The organism is Leclercia sp. LSNIH3 (assembly GCF_002935105.1).
Taxonomy (GTDB): Bacteria; Pseudomonadota; Gammaproteobacteria; order Enterobacterales; family Enterobacteriaceae; genus Enterobacter; species Enterobacter adecarboxylatus.
This window is the reverse complement of the sequence record NZ_CP026387.1, coordinates 3,651,292-3,670,231: the sequence shown is the minus strand read 5'-3', so window position 1 is coordinate 3,670,231 and position 18,940 is coordinate 3,651,292. Positions and strand designations below refer to the sequence as shown.

Annotated in this window: 20 protein-coding genes; 6 read left to right on the top strand and 14 right to left on the bottom strand. The window is 57.5% G+C overall.

Annotated features, from left to right (window positions below):
- Window positions 1–78 precede the first annotated feature (78 nt).
- From C3F35_RS17855 to C3F35_RS17840, 4 genes are all read left to right on the top strand, one after another.
- Window positions 79–1,623: a PTS transporter subunit EIIC gene (locus C3F35_RS17855; RefSeq protein ID WP_032613111.1), complete on the top strand. Its 1,545-nt coding sequence runs from the start codon at window positions 79–81 to the stop codon at window positions 1,621–1,623.
- Between the two features lie 11 nt (window positions 1,624–1,634).
- Entirely contained in the window at window positions 1,635–3,002 is a 1,368-nt protein-coding gene (locus C3F35_RS17850) for a 6-phospho-alpha-glucosidase (protein WP_103793070.1), read from the top strand.
- An 89-nt stretch (window positions 3,003–3,091) separates the two neighbouring features.
- The gene (gene sseA, locus C3F35_RS17845) at window positions 3,092–3,937 is read left to right on the top strand and encodes a 3-mercaptopyruvate sulfurtransferase (RefSeq protein WP_103793092.1); all 846 of its coding nucleotides are present in this window, start codon (window positions 3,092–3,094) and stop codon (window positions 3,935–3,937) included.
- Window positions 3,937–4,707, top strand: a complete 771-nt coding sequence (locus tag C3F35_RS17840) for a MurR/RpiR family transcriptional regulator (protein WP_077226719.1) — start codon at window positions 3,937–3,939, stop codon at window positions 4,705–4,707. The genes sseA and C3F35_RS17840 overlap by 1 nt, the downstream gene beginning before the upstream one ends.
- 19 nt (window positions 4,708–4,726) lie before the next feature.
- On the opposite strand, the gene sseB is transcribed toward C3F35_RS17840, so the two are convergent.
- The 11 genes from sseB to trmJ form a co-directional block, all read right to left on the bottom strand.
- Window positions 4,727–5,503 carry an enhanced serine sensitivity protein SseB gene (sseB, locus tag C3F35_RS17835; protein ID WP_032613116.1) on the bottom strand — a complete coding sequence of 259 codons (777 nt, stop codon included), beginning with the start codon at window positions 5,501–5,503 and terminating at the stop codon, window positions 4,727–4,729.
- 111 nt (window positions 5,504–5,614) lie between these two features.
- On the bottom strand, window positions 5,615–6,901 hold the full coding sequence (pepB, locus tag C3F35_RS17830) for an aminopeptidase PepB (protein ID WP_059307398.1): 1,287 nt from the start codon (window positions 6,899–6,901) through the stop codon (window positions 5,615–5,617).
- A 247-nt stretch (window positions 6,902–7,148) separates the two neighbouring features.
- On the bottom strand, window positions 7,149–7,349 hold the full coding sequence (iscX, locus tag C3F35_RS17820; RefSeq protein WP_032613119.1) for a Fe-S cluster assembly protein IscX: 201 nt from the start codon (window positions 7,347–7,349) through the stop codon (window positions 7,149–7,151).
- A 1-nt stretch (window position 7,350) separates the two neighbouring features.
- Window positions 7,351–7,686 carry an ISC system 2Fe-2S type ferredoxin gene (gene fdx, locus C3F35_RS17815; protein ID WP_032613120.1) on the bottom strand — a complete coding sequence of 112 codons (336 nt, stop codon included), beginning with the start codon at window positions 7,684–7,686 and terminating at the stop codon, window positions 7,351–7,353.
- A 1-nt stretch (window position 7,687) separates the two neighbouring features.
- Window positions 7,688–9,538 (bottom strand): Fe-S protein assembly chaperone HscA, encoded by a 1,851-nt coding sequence (hscA, locus tag C3F35_RS17810; protein WP_103793072.1) that lies wholly within the window; start codon window positions 9,536–9,538, stop codon window positions 7,688–7,690.
- 14 nt (window positions 9,539–9,552) lie between these two features.
- Window positions 9,553–10,068, bottom strand: coding sequence for a co-chaperone HscB (gene hscB, locus C3F35_RS17805; RefSeq protein ID WP_032613123.1), 516 nt, complete (start codon window positions 10,066–10,068; stop codon window positions 9,553–9,555).
- Between the two features lie 77 nt (window positions 10,069–10,145).
- Window positions 10,146–10,469, bottom strand: coding sequence for an iron-sulfur cluster assembly protein IscA (iscA, locus tag C3F35_RS17800; protein WP_032613125.1), 324 nt, complete (start codon window positions 10,467–10,469; stop codon window positions 10,146–10,148).
- A 15-nt stretch (window positions 10,470–10,484) separates the two neighbouring features.
- Window positions 10,485–10,871 (bottom strand): Fe-S cluster assembly scaffold IscU, encoded by a 387-nt coding sequence (gene iscU / locus C3F35_RS17795; protein ID WP_032613127.1) that lies wholly within the window; start codon window positions 10,869–10,871, stop codon window positions 10,485–10,487.
- 23 nt (window positions 10,872–10,894) lie between these two features.
- Window positions 10,895–12,109, bottom strand: a complete 1,215-nt coding sequence (locus C3F35_RS17790; RefSeq protein ID WP_103793073.1) for an IscS subfamily cysteine desulfurase — start codon at window positions 12,107–12,109, stop codon at window positions 10,895–10,897.
- Between the two features lie 182 nt (window positions 12,110–12,291).
- Window positions 12,292–12,783: a Fe-S cluster assembly transcriptional regulator IscR gene (gene iscR, locus C3F35_RS17785; RefSeq protein ID WP_032613130.1), complete on the bottom strand. Its 492-nt coding sequence runs from the start codon at window positions 12,781–12,783 to the stop codon at window positions 12,292–12,294.
- Between the two features lie 234 nt (window positions 12,784–13,017).
- A complete protein-coding gene (gene trmJ / locus C3F35_RS17780; RefSeq protein WP_032613132.1) occupies window positions 13,018–13,746 on the bottom strand; it encodes a tRNA (cytosine(32)/uridine(32)-2'-O)-methyltransferase TrmJ in 729 nt (242 codons plus the stop codon).
- Window positions 13,747–13,872: 126 nt separating this feature from the next.
- On the opposite strand from trmJ, the gene suhB reads away from it, so the two are divergent.
- Window positions 13,873–14,679, top strand: a complete 807-nt coding sequence (suhB, locus tag C3F35_RS17770; RefSeq protein ID WP_098946264.1) for an inositol-1-monophosphatase — start codon at window positions 13,873–13,875, stop codon at window positions 14,677–14,679.
- A 100-nt stretch (window positions 14,680–14,779) separates the two neighbouring features.
- Here suhB and C3F35_RS17765 read toward each other — a convergent pair whose 3' ends face one another.
- Both C3F35_RS17765 and C3F35_RS17760 read right to left on the bottom strand, forming a co-directional pair.
- Window positions 14,780–15,745 carry a nickel/cobalt transporter gene (locus C3F35_RS17765; protein ID WP_103793074.1) on the bottom strand — a complete coding sequence of 322 codons (966 nt, stop codon included), beginning with the start codon at window positions 15,743–15,745 and terminating at the stop codon, window positions 14,780–14,782.
- Entirely contained in the window at window positions 15,736–16,374 is a 639-nt protein-coding gene (locus tag C3F35_RS17760) for a DUF1007 family protein (protein WP_032613138.1), read from the bottom strand. Before C3F35_RS17760 ends, C3F35_RS17765 begins: the two co-directional genes overlap by 10 nt.
- Before the next feature lie 124 nt (window positions 16,375–16,498).
- Here C3F35_RS17760 and csiE point away from each other — a divergent pair, with 124 nt between their 5' ends.
- The gene (csiE, locus tag C3F35_RS17755) at window positions 16,499–17,776 is read left to right on the top strand and encodes a stationary phase inducible protein CsiE (protein ID WP_077226726.1); all 1,278 of its coding nucleotides are present in this window, start codon (window positions 16,499–16,501) and stop codon (window positions 17,774–17,776) included.
- Here the strand turns inward: csiE and C3F35_RS17750 are convergent.
- Window positions 17,773–18,909, bottom strand: coding sequence for a 3-phenylpropionate MFS transporter (locus C3F35_RS17750; RefSeq protein WP_032613141.1), 1,137 nt, complete (start codon window positions 18,907–18,909; stop codon window positions 17,773–17,775). The two genes, csiE and C3F35_RS17750, sit on opposite strands and share 4 nt — an antisense overlap.
- Window positions 18,910–18,940: the final 31 nt, after the last annotated feature.

The following is an 18,940-nucleotide window of genomic DNA, read 5'->3' as shown; positions in this document are numbered from 1 at the left end:
TGGCTAACTCCGCGTTTACCCTGCTAATTTTAACGCTATGACGCACCCTGAGTGCGCGGTTCAATAAGAGAGAAAGACATGAAACGAGCCGTGAACGCCCTACAAAATTTCGGTAAATCGCTGTACGGACCGGTACTCATCCTGCCTATTGTCGGTCTGTTCATCGCCTTTGGTAACGTACTGGGTAACGGTGCTCTTGCCGGGTATCTGCCGTTCCTGGGCCATCCGCTGATCCAGAGCATCGGCCAACTGATATCAAAATCTGCCGTCTCGGTGCTGGTGAACCTGGCGCTGGTGTTTGCCGTGGGGATCCCCATTGGTCTGGCGTCGCGAGATAAAGGTTACGCGGCGCTGATTGGCCTGGTGACCTTTGTGGTGTTTATCAATGCCATGAACGTGACCCTGAATTTACAGGGCGCGCTGGCCCCTGCGGATCAGATGAAAGCCGCCGGACAAAGCATGGTGCTGGGCGTACAGGTATTGGAGATGGGCGTATTTGCCGGGATCCTCACCGGGGCGCTGTCGGGCTACCTCTATAACAAATATTCCGGGGTGCAGTTTAACGGCGCGATGGCCATCTACTCGGGGCACTGCTTCGTCGCCATTATTATGCTGCCGGTCTCTATGCTGCTGGGCGTGGTGATGAGCGAGCTGTGGCCGTTTGCCCAGAACGGGATCAGCGCCATGGCCTTAGCCATTAAAGGTTCCGGGGCGTTTGGCGTGGCGATTTACGGCTTCCTTGAGCGCATCCTGGTGCCGACCGGCCTGCACCATCTGGTCTATACCCCGTTCCTTTACACCGAACTGGGCGGTACCCAGGAGGTCTGCGGCGCAACCTATCAGGGCGCACGTAATATCTACTTTGCCGAGATGGCTTGCCCGGAGGTGAAGCAGCTCAGCAGCACCGTGGTGTGGGATGCCCGCGGTATCAGCAAAATGTTTGGCCTGCCTGCCGCCGCGCTGGCGATGTACATGACGGCGAAACCGGAGCGTAAAGCCGCGGCGAAAGCGATTCTGATCCCGGCGGCGCTCACCTCTCTGCTGGTCGGCGTGACCGAACCCATTGAATTTTCTTTCCTGTTCGTCGCCCCGCTGCTGTTTGTGGTGCACGCGGTGCTGACCGGGATCGGCATGATGCTCTTTTATCTGCTGGGCGTTCACGCCATCGGGGCCAACGGCATTATCGATTTCATTCTTTATAACCTGCCGCTGGGCACTGAAAAATCCAACTGGCCGATGTACATCCTGGTCGGGCTGATCATGTTCGTTCTCTACTTCGTGGTCTTCCGCTTCCTGATCCTGCATTTCCGCATGAAGACCCCCGGGCGCGAAGAAGAGGATCAGGAGACCCGTCTGTACAGCAAGCAGGAGTACCAGGCGAAAGGCAGTAATGATGGACTGGGCGAGGCGATTATCGTTGGCCTCGGCGGTCGCGAAAATATTGAAGTGGTGGACAACTGCTACACCCGCCTGCGCGTCACGGTGAAAGATGTCGCCATCATAGACGAGCCGCGGCTCAAGGCGACGGGCGCGAAAGGCATTATCAAGCAAGGTAATAACGTTCAGGTGGTCTACGGGCTGCATGTCAAAAAAATGCGAGAAGCGGTCGAGACGGTTCTCTGAAGGAGATAAACATGATTACACCCCCATTTATTCTCTCTATCGCCGGTGGTGGCAGCACCTATACGCCAGGGATTGTGAAAAGCCTGATGGTGCAGCTGGACAAATTCCCGCTGGCCGAAATTCGCCTCTACGACATTGATGACGCGCGGCAAAACACCATCGCGCCTGTGGTGGAGAAGGTGATTCGCGATCACAGCCAGAGCATTAAATTTATCGTCACCAGCGACCCGGAAGTGGCCTTCAGCGGTGCCCATTTCGTCTTCGCCCAGATGCGTGTCGGCCAGTACAAAATGCGCGAGCAGGATGAGAAAATCCCCCTGCGTCACGGCGTTGTCGGCCAGGAGACCTGCGGCCCGGGCGGGCTGGCGTACGGTTTGCGCACCATCCTGCCAATGGTTGAGCTGATCGACATGGTTGATCGTTATGCTCACGAAAAAGCGTGGATCGTTAACTACTCTAACCCGGCGGCCATCGTCGCCGAGGGTGTGCGCCGCCTGCGACCAGAGGCCCGGGTGCTGAATATTTGCGATATGCCGGTCGCAGCCATGCGTAACATAGGGGCTATTCTGGGTGTGGATCGCCACAAGCTCGAGGTGGATTACTTTGGCCTGAACCACTTCGGCTGGTTTACCCGGATACTGGTGGATGGCGAGGATAATTTGCCGGAGGTGCGCCGCCATGTCGCCAAATTTGGCCTGCTGACCGAAGATGCAGCCAAAACCGACCCGCAGCACTCGGATCCGTCGTGGGTGAAAACCTGGCGCAACATTAAGCCGATCATGGATAACTTCCCCGAGTATCTGCCGAACCCGTATCTGCAGTACTACCTGATGCCGAATCAGATTGTAGAGCACCAGAACCCGGACTATACCCGCGCCAACGAAGTGATGAACGGTCGTGAGAAAAAACTGTTTGCCGCCGCCGAGGAGTATAAACAGACCGGGATCCTGCCGGATGCGTTCCATGTGGGCGTTCATGGCGAGTTTATTGTGGATGTGGCCCGCTCACTGGCGTTTAACCTGCGTCAGCGCCATCTGGTGATGGTGGAAAACCGGGGGGCGATCGTCAACCTGCCGTATGACGCGATGGTCGAGGTGCCCGCGTATATCACCAGCGAGGGACCAGAGCCGATCCGCATTGGCCGGGTGCCGCTGTTCCACCAGACCCTGCTGCAACAGCAGCTGGCCTCGGAGCAGTTACTGGTCGAAGCCACCATCGAAGGCAGTTACGAAAAAGCGTTGCAGGCGTTTACCCTCAACCGCACCGTGCCGACGATGGAGCATGCCAAAGCGATTCTGGATGAGATGATTGAAGCCAACCAGGCCTACTGGCCGGCGCTGCAAAAAGCGTGGCAGGATGGGGAAGCAGTGAAAAAATAAGGGTTTGCTCGCGAGTTGAACGTGGTTCGCTTGTCGGTGTCAGAAAAAACACCGACAATCCATCAATGGATTCATTAATGGAGGCAACCATGTCCACCTCGTATTTTGTCGCAGCCGACTGGCTGATTGAGCACAGTGATGACCCTGAAGTCCAGATCCTCGACGCGCGCATGGCGCCGCCGGGCCAGGAGCATCGTGACGTTCCCGCGGAATACCGCGCCGGGCATCTGCCAGGGGCGGTATTTTTTGATATTGAAGCCCTCTCCGATCACACCTCTCCCCTGCCGCATATGATGCCGCGCCCGGAAGCCTTTGCCGTAGCCATGCGCGAGCTGGGCGTCAGCCATGATAAGCATCTGGTTATTTATGATGAAGGGAATCTCTTCTCTGCCCCACGCGCCTGGTGGATGCTGAAAACCTTTGGCGTCGAAAAGGTGTCGATCCTGGCGGGCGGTCTTGCTGGCTGGCAGCGGGCTGAGTTGCCGCTTCAGCAGGGCGACGTCGCCCTGCCAGACGGCGATTTTGAAGCCAGCTTCGACGCAGGGGCGATCAAGCGTGTTACCGACGTGCTGCTGGCAAGCCACGAGCAGACCGCAAAGATTGTCGATGCCCGCCCTGCCCCGCGCTTCAACGCCGAGGCCGACGAACCGCGGCCAGGCCTCAAGCGCGGCCATATCCCCGGCGCGCTTAATGTGCCCTGGGGCGATCTGGTGTTTGAAGGTGAGCTGAAAACCACCGACGAGCTGCGTGAGATTTTCTCGCGTCAGGGTGTGGATCTGCATCAGCCGATCGTCGCCAGCTGTGGCTCCGGCGTCACCGCCTGCGTGGTTATTCTGGCGCTGGCGACCCTCGGCAAAACCGACGTCACGCTGTATGACGGTGCGTGGAGTGAATGGGGTGCGCGGGACGATCTGCCGGTTGAACCGTCACAGTAATGGATAACCGTCTGGCGACATTGTTAACGCGCGGGGAGTCTCTGACCCGCGCAGAGTATCGCGTGCTGGCCCACCTCACCGAGCATCCGCTGCTGGTGGGCCACATCCGGGTGCGGGAGCTGGCGCAGGCTACGTTCGTCTCCACCGCCACCATCATGCGCCTGTGCCGCAAGCTGGGGTTCAGCGGTTTCAGCGAGTTCACCTGGCACTGCAAGCAGCTGTTGAGCGATACGCCGCACATTGCGGCTGAAGCCAGCCAGACGGCAGAATTACCAGTGCTGTTTAATCAGTTCATCGCCAACTACCAGCAGACCTTCCAGTGGGCGACGCCGGAAAAACGTCGCCGCTTTGCTGAACTGCTGCGGGAAAAAGAGAGCTTCTTTCTTTATGGCGCGGGCTTTTCCTATCTTTTTGCCGAGTACCTGACCAAAAAACTGCAGGTACTGGGCAAGACGGCGTTTATCTCTGGCCCGGGCGACAGCCGCAACATTTTCCTCAGTAATGCCTCGCGCTATCAGGTCTTCATCGCGGTCTCGCGCAGTGGGGAAACAGAGCAGGTGCTGGATAAGGCGCGTATCGCGCAGAACGTGGGCATGACGGTAGTGGCCTTTACCCGCGCCTCAGCGAACACCCTGGCGGGGATGGCGGATCTGCATTTTGCCTTGTACGACGAAGCGGTGCATTTCGCCGCCGAAGCCGCAGGGGTGACGTCGTTTGAGTCGAACCTGGTGCTGCTGATGGATTTACTGCTGCTGGAAGCAACGGGGTGAGTGCTCACCCCGGAAGGATTCAGATAATACGGTTGTTTTTGAAATCACGCAGGAAGCCACCCCAGCGGCGTTCGTAGAACGGCGTGATGTGTTCGGTGATAAAGTGGCTAATGCCCTTCTCCCCTTTGACTACCCGGCAGATATCGATCGGCTCGTCGCCCGGCAGGGTGTCAGTCGCGACGCTGCCCGCGGCCTGAATGATATCGTCGATCTCACCATCCGCCTCGATGCCAATCAGCAACACTGGCTGTTCGTCAGCCTGCTCTTTGATGGAGCAGAGAAACGCGCGTTTGACGGGTTTGATGGTTTGGAAAAGGGTGGTCAGGGAGTCGATCATCTGCGCCGGTGGCTCGGCCACTTCCGACAGCAGCAGCGACTCACCGCCTTCCAGCACCTCCTGGGTACTGAGCGGGTTGCCCTCCTCGCCAATCAGATGACTGATTTCGCGCGGGGTGAACTCTTTTCCGGTCGGCAGTTTGGCGTTCAGGAACAGGGTTTCGCCCAGCGTCATCTCAAACAGCGTGCGTACCGGCATCACCACGAACGCCTGCTCATCTTCCACTGCTTCCTGCAAGGCCGCCAGCGAGGAGAAGAACGGGATCACCGAAGTGCCGTCATCTTTTTCCCAGTGCAGCAGATCCAGCGCGCTGTCCTCAACAACCTGCTCACCTTCCGCGGCGGTGCCGGGCACCCAGACGGTGGACTCCAGCAGCGTGCGGAAAAAGGCCGGACGATGGGCTGGCTCGGTGGCCGCTTTCTCCAGCAGGGTTTCTAATTCGTTTTTGGTTTCTGACATAAAAGTTCCAGATGGTGCATTTGCCCCTCACCCAAACCCTCTTCCAGAGGCAAGAGGGAATATGAACACCCTCTCCCCTACAGGGAGAGGGCTGGGTTGAGGGGGAAAAAGTTACTCAGCCGTCAGCAGGTTCGCAATGGTACGCACGCCCAGACCGGTAGCGCCGGCAGACCACTGCTCGACCGCTGCTTTACGGTAGGTCGCGGAGCAGTCGATGTGCAGCCAGCCTTCGCGATAGTTTTCAACGAAGTGCGACAGGAAACCGGCGGCGGTGCTGGCGCCTGCCGGGTAAGCCGCGCTGGCGGTGTTATTCAGTTCGGCAAAGTTTGACGGCAACTGGTTGCGGTGGAACTCAGCCAGCGGCAGACGCCAGAACGGCTCGTTCTCGGCGGCGGCACTCGCCAGCAGGCGGTTCGCCAGCTTGTCGTCGAAGCTGAACAGCGCGTGATAATCGTTGCCCAGCGCGGTTTTCGCGGCCCCGGTCAGGGTCGCCATATCGATGATCAGCTCTGGTTTCTGCGCACAGGCGTCAATCAGGCCATCGGCCAGCACCAGACGGCCTTCGGCGTCGGTGTTCATCACTTCGACGTTTTTGCCGTTGCGGTAGCGGATGATGTCGCCCAGCTTAAAGGCGTTACCGCTCACCATGTTGTCGGCGCAGCACAGATACAGCTTCACGCGCTTGTTCAAACCACGGGTGATGGCAAAGGCCAGTGCGCCGGTAATGGTGGCCGCGCCGCCCATATCGGACTTCATTGAGTCCATGAACGCGCTCTGCTTCAGGCTGTAACCGCCGGTATCGAAGGTGATGCCTTTCCCGACCAGGCAGGCGAAGACAGGGGCCGCTTTATCGCCGGTTGGGTTGTAATCCAGAGCCAGCAGAACCGGTGGGCGCTCAGAGCCGCGACCGACGGTGTGAATGCCCATGTAGTTCTGCTCGCGCAGATCTTCACCTTTGGTGATGCGGTAAGAGACGTTATCGCCTGCCACGTTGTTCAGCAGATCCACCGCACGCTGCGCCAGCTGCTCAGGGCCTAACTCTTCGGCCGGGGCGTTGATGGTGTCGCGCACCCAGTCAATAATGGTGAGACGGCTGGTCAGCTCTTTTTGCGCTGCCGCGTCAAGGTTAGCCCACTCAATTTTGCGGGTACCTTTTGGGCCTTTGTAGCCCGACGAAAATGCCCAGCTGCGATCCACATCCCAGCCTTCGCCATCGAGGGTAACGTGCTTGATACCCAGACCGTCGATTTTACGGGCCGCGCGCTGAATCAGACCTAAATCGTCGCTGCCGTTAAGGTGCAGGGTAATGCCGTCATTATTGATGCTGTAAGTCGCTTTTTCACCCCAGCGCGCATCGGCTGGCTGAGTAGAGAGCGTAATCTTCATCGCTTCGGTCATTTTTATTTATCCTTATTAGCAAACGGGCCGCCTGAAGGCAGCCCATAGAGTCTTTTTCCACTAAATGATTCGCGTTGCGGGACAAAACGCTCTGGCGTTTTGAACAGCGCTTGCGCTGGCCCCGAAGGGGCGAGGCGCAGGCCGAGTAACGTGGCAAGCGAGTGAATCCCCAGGAGCAGAGATAACTCTGTGACTGGGGTGAACAAGCGCAGCCAACGCATCGGCAACGTGAAGCATGACGTGGAAATTATTCTGCTTCATCTAACCAGACTAACAGAATCGCCTCCAGAATTTTTTCATTGGATGCGTTGGGATCGTCGTCAAACTCTTCCAGATCGCAAATCCACTGATGCATATCGGTGAAGCGTACGGTCTTCGGATCGAGATCCGGGTTGGCGTCATACAGCGCCTCGCCGATTTCACGGCTGTCTGTCCACTTCAGTCCCATATTAATGCTCGCGTGCGTGGTTGAGAGTATAACGCGGAAGTTCGACCACCAGATCTTCATCGGTGACGCGCGCCTGACAGCTCAGACGGCTTTCCGGCTCCAGACCCCATGCTTTATCGAGCATGTCGTCTTCATCTTCTGTGCTCTCCGCCAGGGAGTCAAACCCCTCGCGAACGATGCAGTGGCAAGTCGTGCAGGCACAGGATTTTTCACAGGCGTGTTCCACTTCGATGCCGTGACGCAGGGCAACGTTAAGGATAGTTTCGCCAGTCTCAGCTTCCAGAACGGCGCCATCGGGACAAAGGTCCGCATGTGGCAAAAAAACAATCTTTGGCATATTAAACCTCGTCCACGGAGTGGCCTTTCAGCGCGGTACGGACTGACTGATCCATACGGCGAGCGGCGAACTCCTGGGTTTGTTTATCAACGTTTTTAATGGCTTGTTCTATAGCGTCAGCGTCATTGCCTTCTGCGACCGCGCCCAGTTGCGCGACGGCATCGTCAATGGCCTGACGTTCAGCGGCGCTTAGCAGCGCGGCATCAGCAGTGAGTGCGCTATTCAGGCTTTCCAGCACGCGTGCGGCTTCGACTTTCTGTTCGGCCAGCATACGCGCCTTCACATCCTGCTCGGCGTAGCTCATTGAGTCCTGAATCATGGTGGCGATTTCGCCATCGGTCAGACCGTAGGACGGCTTCACCTGAATGGAGGATTCGACACCGGTCGATTTTTCCATCGCCGTGACGCTCAGCAGGCCGTCGGCATCCACCTGGAAGGTCACGCGGATATGCGCCCCACCCGCAGGAAGCGCCGGAATGCCGCGCAGCGCAAAACGCGCCAGTGAACGACAGTCCTGGACCAGCTCGCGCTCGCCCTGCAACACGTGGATCGACATCGCCGTCTGGCCGTCTTTAAAGGTGGTGAACTCCTGTGCGCGCGCCACCGGAATGGTGGTGTTACGCGGGATCACTTTCTCCACCAGACCACCCATGGTTTCTAAACCAAGGGACAGCGGGATCACGTCCAGCAGCAGCATTTCGCTGTCCGGCTTGTTGCCGACCAGGATATCAGCCTGGATTGCGGCGCCTACGGCAACCACTTTGTCCGGGTCGATGGAGGTAAGCGGCGTGCGGCCAAAGAATTCGCCCACACGCTCGCGCACCAGCGGCACGCGGGTCGAACCGCCGACCATAACCACGTCCAGCACCTCTTCTGCCTCGACGCCCGCATCTTTCAGCGCGCGACGGCAGGCCAGCAGAGTGCGTTTCACCAGCGGGGCAATCAGATCGCTGAACTGGTCGCGGGTAATTTCACCCTGCCAGCCAGCAACATTTACGGTAACCGTCTGCGCATCGCTCAGCGCAATTTTGGCGTCGATCGCCGCATCCAGCAGTTCACGCTGTACGCGCGCATCGCTGCGATCGGTAATCCCCGCCTGCTCGCGAATGTAGTCCGCCAGCAGGTGGTCGAAGTCATCCCCACCCAGCGCGGAATCCCCGCCGGTGGCCAGCACTTCAAACACGCCGCGGCTCAGGCGCAGGATAGAGATATCAAAGGTGCCGCCGCCGAGATCGTAAACCGCAATCACCCCTTCCTGACCGGAGTCGAGGCCGTAGGCAATGGCAGCAGCGGTCGGCTCATTGAGCAGGCGCAGCACATGCAGGCCCGCCAGACGCGCCGCGTCTTTGGTGCCCTGACGCTGGGCGTCATCAAAATAGGCCGGAACGGTGATCACCACGCCATCCAGCTCACCTTCCAGCGTCGCGGTCGCGCGGGCGGCCAGCGCCTTGAGGATATCGGCGGAAACACGGATCGGGTTTAACAGACCGGCGGTAGTGGCGATCATCGGCAGGCCGTTTTCACTGGCCTGCAGCTGATACGGCAGATACGGGTAACGGCTCTGGATGTCAGCCAGCGAGCGGCCCATCATGCGTTTTACCGAACTGATGGTGTTGGCCGGATCTTGTGCCGCGTTGGCACGGGCGTCATAGCCCACGCTGTGGCCCTGGGGCTGATAGTGGACCACAGACGGCAGCAGGTGTTGGCCGTCCGCATCCGCCAGCGTCTCAGCCTGGCCGCTGCGTACGGTCGCTACCAGCGAGTTGGTGGTGCCTAAGTCGATGCCTACCGCCAGACGACGCTGGTGCGGCGCGGCACTTAAGCCCGGCTCACTAATTTGTAATAAGGCCATAATTGCTTCCGAAATTAAAAATCGAGCAGCTTTTCTTCGAGTTGTTCAGCACTGCTTCGCAGTTTATCGAGAAAACGCAGCTTGCGCACAGTGTCGGCCGCTACGTCCCACGTCTCGTTATTCAATTGGTCAACCATCTGCTGATGGCGGGTATCGAACATGCCTTTAACGCGCGTAATAAAGCGCTCAAGACGGGCTTCGTCTTTCGCCTGTTCGATCTCATCCAGCTCTTCGCGCAATTCCAGCTGTTCCATCAGGAAGGCGGTGTCGCGAACGGTGTGTTGCTCACTGGCGAGATCAAAACCGTGGCGCGAGAGCAGATATTCTGCCCGGCTCAGCGGATTGCGCAGGGTTTGCCACGCCTGATTGATGGTCGCAGAGTGCTGCACCGCCGCCAGTTGTTCCGCCTGCGTGCCGCTGGCGAATTTATCCGGATGATACTGACGTTGCAGATCCTGGAAACGGGCCGCCAGCGCCTGAGTATCAATTTCATACCCGGCTGGTAACCCAAAGAGGGTGAAGTAATCCATAACAATCTCAGGGTTAGCTGATTAAAGCAAACCCCACACACAGCCTGGCTGCGGTGGGGTTAGCAGGTGATACGCAATTAAACGTGGAAGCTTTCGCCGCAGCCGCACTCGTCTTTAACGTTCGGGTTAGTGAATTTAAACCCTTCGTTCAGGCCTTCTTTTACAAAGTCCAGCTGAGTGCCATTCAGGAACTGCAGGCTTTTACCATCGACCACTACCTTCACGCCTTTGTCTTCGAATACGGTATCGTCCACCGCAGGTTCGTCAACAAATTCCAGTACATACGCCATACCGGAACAGCCGGAGGTGCGTACACCCAGTCGCAGGCCGAAGCCTTTGCCACGGTTTGCCAGGAAGGAGCTTACTCGCGCGGCAGCGCTGTCGCTAAGGGTAATCGACATAACAACCTCAACTAATTATTTTGCGTCACGTTTGCTTTTGTAATCCGCAATTGCGGCTTTAATCGCATCTTCCGCCAGGATAGAGCAGTGAATTTTCACCGGCGGCAGTTCGAGTTCGTCAGCAATATCGGTATTTTTAATTGCCTGCGCTTCGTCCAGAGATTTACCCTTCACCCACTCGGTGACCAGGGAGCTGGAGGCGATTGCGGAACCGCAACCGTAGGTCTTAAAGCGCGCGTCTTCAATGATACCTTCATTGTTGACTTTAATCTGCAACTTCATCACGTCGCCACAGGCCGGTGCACCCACCATGCCGCTGCCCACGCTGTCGTCGCTGTTGTCGAAAGAACCCACGTTACGTGGATTCTCATAATGATCGATAACTTTTTCGCTGTATGCCATGTTGAATTCTCCTTACAAACCGATTAGTGATGTGACCATTCAATGCTGTTCAGATCCACGCCTTCTTTGAACATTTCCCACAGTGGAGAAAGGTCACGCAGACGGCCAATGGAGTTGCGAACCAGTTTGATGGTGTAGTCAATCTCTTCATCGGTAGTAAAACGACCTAAAGAGAAACGGATAGAGCTGTGTGCCAGTTCGTCGGTCATGCCCAGTGCGCGCAGCACGTAGGACGGCTCGAGGCTTGCGGAAGTACACGCAGAACCGGAAGAGACGGCCAGATCTTTCAGGGCCATGATCAGCGACTCGCCTTCAACATAGTTGAAGCTGACGTTCAGAATGTTCGGTGCGCCCTGCTCGAGATCGCCGTTCAGGTAGACCTCTTCCATATCTTTCACGCCTTCCCACAGACGGTTGCGCAGCGTACGCAGGCGCGCCATCTCGGTTTCCATCTCTTCTTTGGCGATACGGTAGGCTTCACCCATACCCACGATCTGGTGAACAGGCAGCGTACCGGAACGCATACCGCGCTCGTGACCGCCGCCGTGCATCTGGGATTCGATACGGATACGTGGCTTACGACGCACATACAGCGCGCCAATGCCTTTCGGGCCATAGATTTTGTGGCCGGAGAAGGACATCAGGTCTACTTTCAGCTGGCTCAGGTCGATAGGCAGTTTGCCCACGCTCTGGGTCGCATCAACGTGGTAGATGATACCGCGTGCACGGCACAGCTCGCCGATAGTGGCGATATCCTGCACCACGCCGATTTCGTTGTTAACGTGCATGATGGAGACCAGAATGGTGTCATCACGCATTGCCGCTTCAAGCTCTTTCAGGTTGATGATACCGTTGCGCTGAGGCGCCAGGTAAGTCACTTCAAACCCTTCACGCTCGAGCTGACGACAGGTGTCCAGCACGGCTTTGTGTTCGGTTTTGCTGGTGATGATGTGCTTGCCTTTTTTCTGATAGAAATTGGCTGCACCTTTGATCGCCAGGTTATCGGATTCGGTCGCACCGGAGGTGAAAACAATCTCACGCGGGTCAGCGCCAACCAGCTCGGCAATCTGATTACGGGCGATATCTACCGCCTCTTCAGCATGCCAGCCAAAACGGTGTGAACGGGAGGCCGGGTTACCAAAGTTTCCGTCCAGGGTCAGACACTGCATCATTTTCTCGGCAACACGCGGGTCCACCGGCGTGGTTGCGGAGTAATCGAGATAGATAGGTAATTTCATTGCTCTTTAAACTCCGTACATCGCTTCAATGCAAGGAATCAGGCAACCGGCTGGATGTACGACCGAGTACACGGGGCGCGATGCCCCGGCCTGATTCTGAAATCTTATTATTTTTGCCCTACATAGTTCATGTTGCAGCACGTGCGGCCAACGCAGTTGCTGCACGAAATATAACGGGCAAATTAGGCGCGTAATTTGACGTCGATTGCGTCCTGCGCGCGGGTATTACGATGGGACTCGTGCGAGTGCTGACGACCAGAGACGTCCAGCACTTCCTGGTTGTTAACCAGTTCACCAATGGTGATGTTATTCAGGAAGCCGGTCAGACGGTCGCTCAGATCGCGCCACAGCGCGTGAGTCAGGCATTTATCGCCGCCCTGACAGCCGCCTTTACCCTGGCAACGGGTCGCGTCAACGGATTCGTCAACCGCGCTAATGACTTCGCCAACGGCAATACTGCCCGCGTCTTTACCTAACAGATATCCGCCGCCAGGACCGCGAACGCTGGAAACCAGGCCGTTTTTACGCAGTCGGGAGAAAAGCTGTTCCAGATAAGAGAGGGAGATTCCCTGACGTTCAGAAATATCAGCCAATGGAACCGGGCCCGATTCGGAGTTGAGCGCAACGTCCAGCATCGCGGTCACGGCATAACGCCCTTTAGATGTCAGTCTCATGTCTTACTTAACCTCAAACTCGCCCCTGCCCGGGGATTTTTATTGTAAAGTGGGGGTATTGCATAGCAGGGCCAAGTCTGACATTCCCGACTAATTTGGTCAACTATTTACTTGACTGTTTTAGTCAGGTATTTAACCTTCTGTGCGCTCATCAGTTTTTGCCGGGTAACGCTTCGCTTACCCGGTCAAACGATCCGTTGGCCCGAACAAACGCAGCGCCGCCGGACATCAGCCTTACTCTTTATTCTTTTGCTCAATCGACGCCAGAATACCGCGCAGGATGTTCAGCTCCTGGCTTTCCGGGCGAGCACGGGTAAAGAGGCGGCGCAGTCGGTTCATCACCTGCCCTGGATGGCCAGCGCGAATAAAGCCGGTGGCGAGCAGGGTCTGCTCCAGATGACCATAGAAACGCTCCAGATCGTCCACCAGCGGGTACGGCGTCTCTTCCGGTGCGGCGTAGGTCTCGTTTTCCTGGGTGGCCAGCCACGCCATCCGCACTTCGTAGGCGATCACCTGCACGGCCATCGCCAGGTTCAGCGAGCTGTACTCCGGGTTAGCGGCAATGGCGACATGATAATGACACTTCTGCAGCTCATCGTTAGTCAGGCCCACGCGCTCACGGCCAAACACCAGCGCCACCGGCGCATGCTGACCTTCGGCAATGCTTTTCAGGCCGCATTCACGCGGATCGAGCATCGGCCACGGCAGGGTGCGCGAACGCGCGCTGGTGCCGACCACCAGGCTACAGCCAGCTAAAGCTTCATCGAGGGTATCGACAATTTGCGCATTGCCAATGACGTCACTGGCGCCCGCGGCGAGCGCGATGGCTTGTGAGTCAGGTTTGACCAGCGGGTTAACCAGCCAGAGATTGGTTAAGCCCATGGTTTTCATAGCACGGGCCACGGAGCCCATATTGCCGGTATGCGATGTTTCGACCAGCACGATTCGGATATTTTGCAGCATAGTTTTTCTGAGATATGAACAATATTTGGTGATGTTATCATAAACGAGAGACAGAATCCGATCCCGCTGCTATACTCTGCGCCGTTTTCGTATCCCCCGTTCTTTAACATCCAGTGAGAGTAACCGATGCAACATCCTATGTTGACCATCGCCGTGCGCGCAGCGCGCAAGGCGGGTAATGTAATTGCCAAACACTACGAAACTCCAGATTCCGTAGAAACCAGCCAGAAAGGCAGCAATGATTTTGTGACCAACGTCGATAAAGCCGCAGAAGCGATGATTATCGAAACCATTCGCAAATCTTACCCGCAGCACACCATCATCACCGAAGAAAGCGGTGAGCATGCAGGCGAAGATCAGGATGTTCAATGGGTTATTGATCCACTGGATGGCACCACCAACTTCGTTAAACGTCTGCCACACTTCTCTGTTTCTATCGCCGTACGCATCAAAGGCCGTACTGAAGTCGCAGTGGTTTACGATCCAATGCGTAACGAACTCTTCACCGCGACCCGTGGTCAGGGCGCACAGCTGAACGGCTACCGTCTGCGCGGCACCAACGCTCGCGATCTTGATGGCACCATCCTGGCGACCGGTTTCCCGTTCAAAGCCAAACAGCACGCACCTGCTTACATGAAAATTCTGGGCAAACTGTTTACCGAGTGCGCTGACTTCCGTCGCTCCGGTTCCGCTGCGCTGGACCTGGCCTACGTTGCCGCTGGCCGCGTTGATGGTTACTTTGAAATTGGCCTGAAGCCGTGGGACTTCGCTGCTGGCGAACTGATCGCCCGTGAAGCAGGCGCCCTGGTGTGTGATTTCACTGGCGGCCACAACTACATGCTGTCCGGCAACATCGTTGCAGGTAACCCACGCGTTGTGAAAGCGATGCTGGCGAACATGCGTGACGAACTGAGTGAAGCGCTGAAGCGTTAACTCCTGTTTGTCTTGCCCGGATGGCGCGCAGCGATCCGGGCCTACGCCCTCCCCTCTTAACGTGGAAGGGGGCAATGTGAGGGCATCAGCCCTCACCTCATTAAAACGGCCGCATCCCTCTGCCCACCGGCACCGCACTGATCCACATCATCACCGCCGCGACCAGTAACACCACCCCACCGGCTAAGGCCAGCGTAGTCCACCCGACCTGACGCCACAGCACCGGCGCTTTATTGCCGCTGAGTCTGACCGCCAGTTGACGAAAACCGTGTACCAGCAACGCCAGAGAAGAGATCGTCAGCCCCGTTCCCGCCGCCATCGCCAGCGCCGAGGCCACGCCCCAGATGAACACGCCAATCACTTTACTGAACAGCAGCACCATAATCGCCCCGGAGCAGGGCCGCATGCCCATCGACAGAACGATCATCGTCCGTGCACGCCAGTCGTTAGCGCGCTGGATCTGCGTCGGACCGGGCAGATGTTGATGACCGCAGCCGCAGTGTGCGTCATGGACATGATGCGGCGTAAACGCTTTGAAGGTGGGTTTACGCAGCAAGATGCGCAGCTTTTTTAACGCCCGCCAGCAGAGCATCAGCCCCAGCACGCCCACCAGGGCATAGCTCCCCTTCTCCAGCCAGAAGCTGCTCATATGCAGATCCCGCGCCGGGAGCTGCAGCAGCGTTAACACGCCCACGACCAACGCGATCGCCACGCCCCCCTGTAATAAAGAAGAGGCCAGGGTTATGCCAATACTCGATTTCAGTTTTGAAGGATGAGTGGCAAGCCAGGTGGTAATGACGATTTTCCCATGGCCCGGTCCCAGGGCGTGCAGCACGCCGTATAAAAAGCTGAAAATCAGCAGCGACCCGCCCGCCGCCGTCGGATTGTCGGCCACCGCTTTCAGCAAGCCGCTCATCTGCTGATTGACGTCCCGCTGCCAGAGAATGCTCTGCCGCATCACCTGCGGCCACGCCTGCCACAGCCAGATGGCCCCTGATACCGCCGCCACCAGAAACAGTGCCAGCGGCCAGAGATCCCACATGCGGCGCGCGCGAACTACTGACATTGCAACCTCACCGTCTGGGCAAACTGTTTACCGAGATCCATGTCTTCCGGCGGGGCATCGTCTTTATCCAGTGAACTGGCAAAGTTGAGCGTCTCATCGCTCGGCTCCGGGGTCTCCACGCTGACGGAACAGCTTTTTTGCACGGCCTCCGGCAGGGTCACATCGTCATCCTCGGCGTAGCTCATGTCGACGTAGTAGGAGGGGTCGAAGGTAGAGAAGGTGTATTTTTGCCCGGCCAGCGGCTGAGGCTCCGCCAGCGGCAAAATAAAGGTCAGCACCGCCTGATGCTCATGACGAGTCATACCGTACTGGGTGGGCCGGTTGAGGAATTTCACCTTCTCGCCGTTATGCCAGAACTCGGTAAAGTAGTGTTGGCCGAGCACGTTGGCCATCACCTCTGCCGCCAGCTTTTTCCAGATTTCATCCCCCGGCTTTGCGTTTCCGGCATCATAAAGCAGATCGGCGGAGGTAAGTTCATCCATCGCCCAGCGCATCTTCAGCCCGGTAAGCTGGTTGTCTTTCACCATTATTTGCGTTTTCAGGGTGATAAAGCTGTGAGGGTGCGCGGCGGCAGCAAAAGATAAAACCGCTAAAAAAAGCGTTGTTGCGCTGCGTTTAACTATTTGCATCTCATCCTCACGTCAAAAATTCTGTGATGTTCACCCGCATTCCTGAAGGAAATGCCCGGCATTGTGCGCTACGGGGTACATCCTTTAGCTATTCTTATCAAACACCCTAACTGGAACCCGACAGATGATGACAACTCTCGAAATGCCATCTGCACTTTCCAGTTCGCAGCGCCGCTGCCAGGTTCTGTTGATGCTCTATGTGCCAGGATTTCGCGCTACCCTGGAACGCATCGGTGAAATCAATGGTGTCGATGATGCCCTCTGCCGGCAGGATATCGACGAGATGCGCATGGAGATCCAGCGCTATCACCAGCTCGACATTGCGACACAGCATGATGGCTGCTACCTGCTTGAAGGTAGCCACCTGAACCAACGTTTATGCCTGCTGCACTGGTTGCGCCGGGCGTTACGCCTCTGCCCCCACTTCATCGCGCAGCAGTTTACCCCATCTCTGAAGATCGCGCTAAAACAGCTCGGCATCGCCCGCACTTTATATGACGATACCAATCTGCGGGCACTGATTAATTTTTGCTCGCGCCGTCTGCAGCGTCAGTTCGAATGCCGGGATACGCAGTTTTTGCAGCTCTATCTGCAGTACTGCCTGCTCCAGCACCATCTGGGCCTGAGCCCCGAGTTTTCAGTGGTTCAGCGCAACTGGACCCAGTCGCGCAATGAATACCTGATGGCGCAGGAGATTGTGCGTCACTGGCAGCGTCGCGTGGCGCAGGTCCCCCACGCTGATGAACAACCCTTTCTGGCGCTGCTGTTTATGATGCTCCGCACACCCGATCCCCTGCGCGATGCGCACCAGGAAGATGACCGTCTGCGCCGCACGATTGCCCGTATGGTTGCCCGCTTTCGTGGACAAACCGGGATGCAGTTCAGCGACGAACAAGGGCTGATCGATCAGCTTTATGTTCATATTGCGCAAGCCCTGGACCGCTCACTGTTTGGTATCGGCATTGACAACAGCCTGCCTGAGGAGATCCACCGTCTCTATCCCCGCCTGATGCGTACCACCCGGGAGGTGCTGTTCGAGCTGGAAGCGGAGTTTGGCCTGCAGTTCTCTGAGGAGGAGTCGAGCCTGGTGGCGGTGATCTTTGGCGCCTGGCTGATGCAGGAGAGCGATCTGCATGAAAAGCAGGTGGTGTTACTGACCGGGGAAGATAAAGCCTGCGAGGAGCTGATTGAACAGCAACTGCGGGAGTTGACCCTGCTGCCGCTGAACATTCGCTATGTGACGTTACAGTCCTTCCAGAAGGAGGGCGCCCCGCGCGAGGCCGCCCTGGTGGTTACACCCTATACCACCGCCCTGCCCCTGTTCTCGCCGCCGCTCATCCATGCCGTCGAGGCGTTGAATGCGCAGCAGCAGGAACATATTCGGGCCATGCTGGAATCTTAGTGCGCTGCCACTCGCGGACGCAGCAGTACCGCGGGCAGCGCCACCAGCGCCATCACCCAGAAGACCCCGTGTCCGAGATGCTGGTAAAGGAAGCCGGCAAAGACAGTCATGATCGCAATACTGCCGCCCATCGCCACGGCGGAGTAGACCGCCTGCAGACGGATCACATCGCTGCCTTTACGCGCCGAGATATAGCGCATCGCCGCCAGGTGGCATACCGTAAAGGTGCCGCAATGCAGGATCTGCGCGACAATCAGCCACGGCAACTCGGTGGTCCAGCCCATGATCCCCCAGCGGGCAACGCCGCAGATGGCAGAGAGCAGGAGCAGATCCCGGGCACCAAAGCGGCGGAACAGCCGGTTACTGAGGGCAAAGATGATCACTTCCGCCACCACGCCCAGCGACCAGAGATAACCCACGGCAGACGCTGAATACCCGGCGCCCTGCCAGTAGATGGCACTGAAGCCATAGTAGGCGGCATGCGCGCCCTGCAGCAGACAGACGCAGGCCAGGAAACGCCAGCTCTGGGCGACCAGCGAGCGCCATGCCGGCCAGCCTGCACTCTCCTGCTGACGGCTCTCGCCCTGCGGCATCACCGACGGGCGCAGCAGCATGCCGAGCAGCATCGACAGGATCCCGATACTCAACAGGGCCAGAATGGCCCGGTAGTCATACAGGCTGACGAGCTTACCCACCAGCGCCGAGCCAATCACAAAGGCAATCGACCCCCACAGCCGCACCCGGCCATAGTCCATGGTGATCTGCTTCTGCCAGGTATTGGCCAGCGCATCGGTCAGCGGCACCAGCGGCGAGAAGAAGAGGTTAAAGCCCACCATCACCACCACCAGCCAGGCAAACTGCTGGCTGACCCAGAAACCGGCCATAAACACCAGGGTGAGCAGCGCCAGCACGCGTACGGCTTTGATTAAAAGAGAGGGATCGCTGACGCGCGGCGCAATAAGCAGACTACCCAGAAAACGCGCCACCAGGCCCGAGCCAAGCAGAATGCCAATCATCTCCGGGGTGAGGCCAATTCCCTTGAGCCAGACGCTCCAGAAAGGCAGAAAAATACCGTAGCTAAAAAAGTAGGTGAAGTAGCTGAGCGCCAGCCAGCGTGTGGAATGCAAAACCATGAATCCCTCCCGTTTTGGAGGCGATAGTCTG

What these genes read in the sequence shown, in the direction of transcription:
- sseA (WP_103793092.1), top strand. Translation starts at nt 3,092, where the DNA reads ATGTCCACCTCGTATTTTGTCGCAGCCGACTGGCTGATTGAGCACAGT.
- C3F35_RS17840 (WP_077226719.1), top strand. Translation starts at nt 3,937, where the DNA reads ATGGATAACCGTCTGGCGACATTGTTAACGCGCGGGGAGTCTCTGACC.
- pepB (WP_059307398.1), bottom strand. Translation starts at nt 6,901, where the DNA reads ATGACCGAAGCGATGAAGATTACGCTCTCTACTCAGCCAGCCGATGCG.
- iscU (WP_032613127.1), bottom strand. Translation starts at nt 10,871, where the DNA reads ATGGCATACAGCGAAAAAGTTATCGATCATTATGAGAATCCACGTAAC.
- fdx (WP_032613120.1), bottom strand. Translation starts at nt 7,686, where the DNA reads ATGCCAAAGATTGTTTTTTTGCCACATGCGGACCTTTGTCCCGATGGC.
- C3F35_RS17790 (WP_103793073.1), bottom strand. Translation starts at nt 12,109, where the DNA reads ATGAAATTACCTATCTATCTCGATTACTCCGCAACCACGCCGGTGGAC.
- iscX (WP_032613119.1), bottom strand. Translation starts at nt 7,349, where the DNA reads ATGGGACTGAAGTGGACAGACAGCCGTGAAATCGGCGAGGCGCTGTAT.
- C3F35_RS17760 (WP_032613138.1), bottom strand. Translation starts at nt 16,374, where the DNA reads ATGCAAATAGTTAAACGCAGCGCAACAACGCTTTTTTTAGCGGTTTTA.
- hscB (WP_032613123.1), bottom strand. Translation starts at nt 10,068, where the DNA reads ATGGATTACTTCACCCTCTTTGGGTTACCAGCCGGGTATGAAATTGAT.
- C3F35_RS17855 (WP_032613111.1), top strand. Translation starts at nt 79, where the DNA reads ATGAAACGAGCCGTGAACGCCCTACAAAATTTCGGTAAATCGCTGTAC.
- iscA (WP_032613125.1), bottom strand. Translation starts at nt 10,469, where the DNA reads ATGTCGATTACCCTTAGCGACAGCGCTGCCGCGCGAGTAAGCTCCTTC.
- iscR (WP_032613130.1), bottom strand. Translation starts at nt 12,783, where the DNA reads ATGAGACTGACATCTAAAGGGCGTTATGCCGTGACCGCGATGCTGGAC.
- sseB (WP_032613116.1), bottom strand. Translation starts at nt 5,503, where the DNA reads ATGTCAGAAACCAAAAACGAATTAGAAACCCTGCTGGAGAAAGCGGCC.
- trmJ (WP_032613132.1), bottom strand. Translation starts at nt 13,746, where the DNA reads ATGCTGCAAAATATCCGAATCGTGCTGGTCGAAACATCGCATACCGGC.
- suhB (WP_098946264.1), top strand. Translation starts at nt 13,873, where the DNA reads ATGCAACATCCTATGTTGACCATCGCCGTGCGCGCAGCGCGCAAGGCG.
- C3F35_RS17765 (WP_103793074.1), bottom strand. Translation starts at nt 15,745, where the DNA reads ATGTCAGTAGTTCGCGCGCGCCGCATGTGGGATCTCTGGCCGCTGGCA.
- csiE (WP_077226726.1), top strand. Translation starts at nt 16,499, where the DNA reads ATGATGACAACTCTCGAAATGCCATCTGCACTTTCCAGTTCGCAGCGC.
- C3F35_RS17850 (WP_103793070.1), top strand. Translation starts at nt 1,635, where the DNA reads ATGATTACACCCCCATTTATTCTCTCTATCGCCGGTGGTGGCAGCACC.
- hscA (WP_103793072.1), bottom strand. Translation starts at nt 9,538, where the DNA reads ATGGCCTTATTACAAATTAGTGAGCCGGGCTTAAGTGCCGCGCCGCAC.
- C3F35_RS17750 (WP_032613141.1), bottom strand. Translation starts at nt 18,909, where the DNA reads ATGGTTTTGCATTCCACACGCTGGCTGGCGCTCAGCTACTTCACCTAC.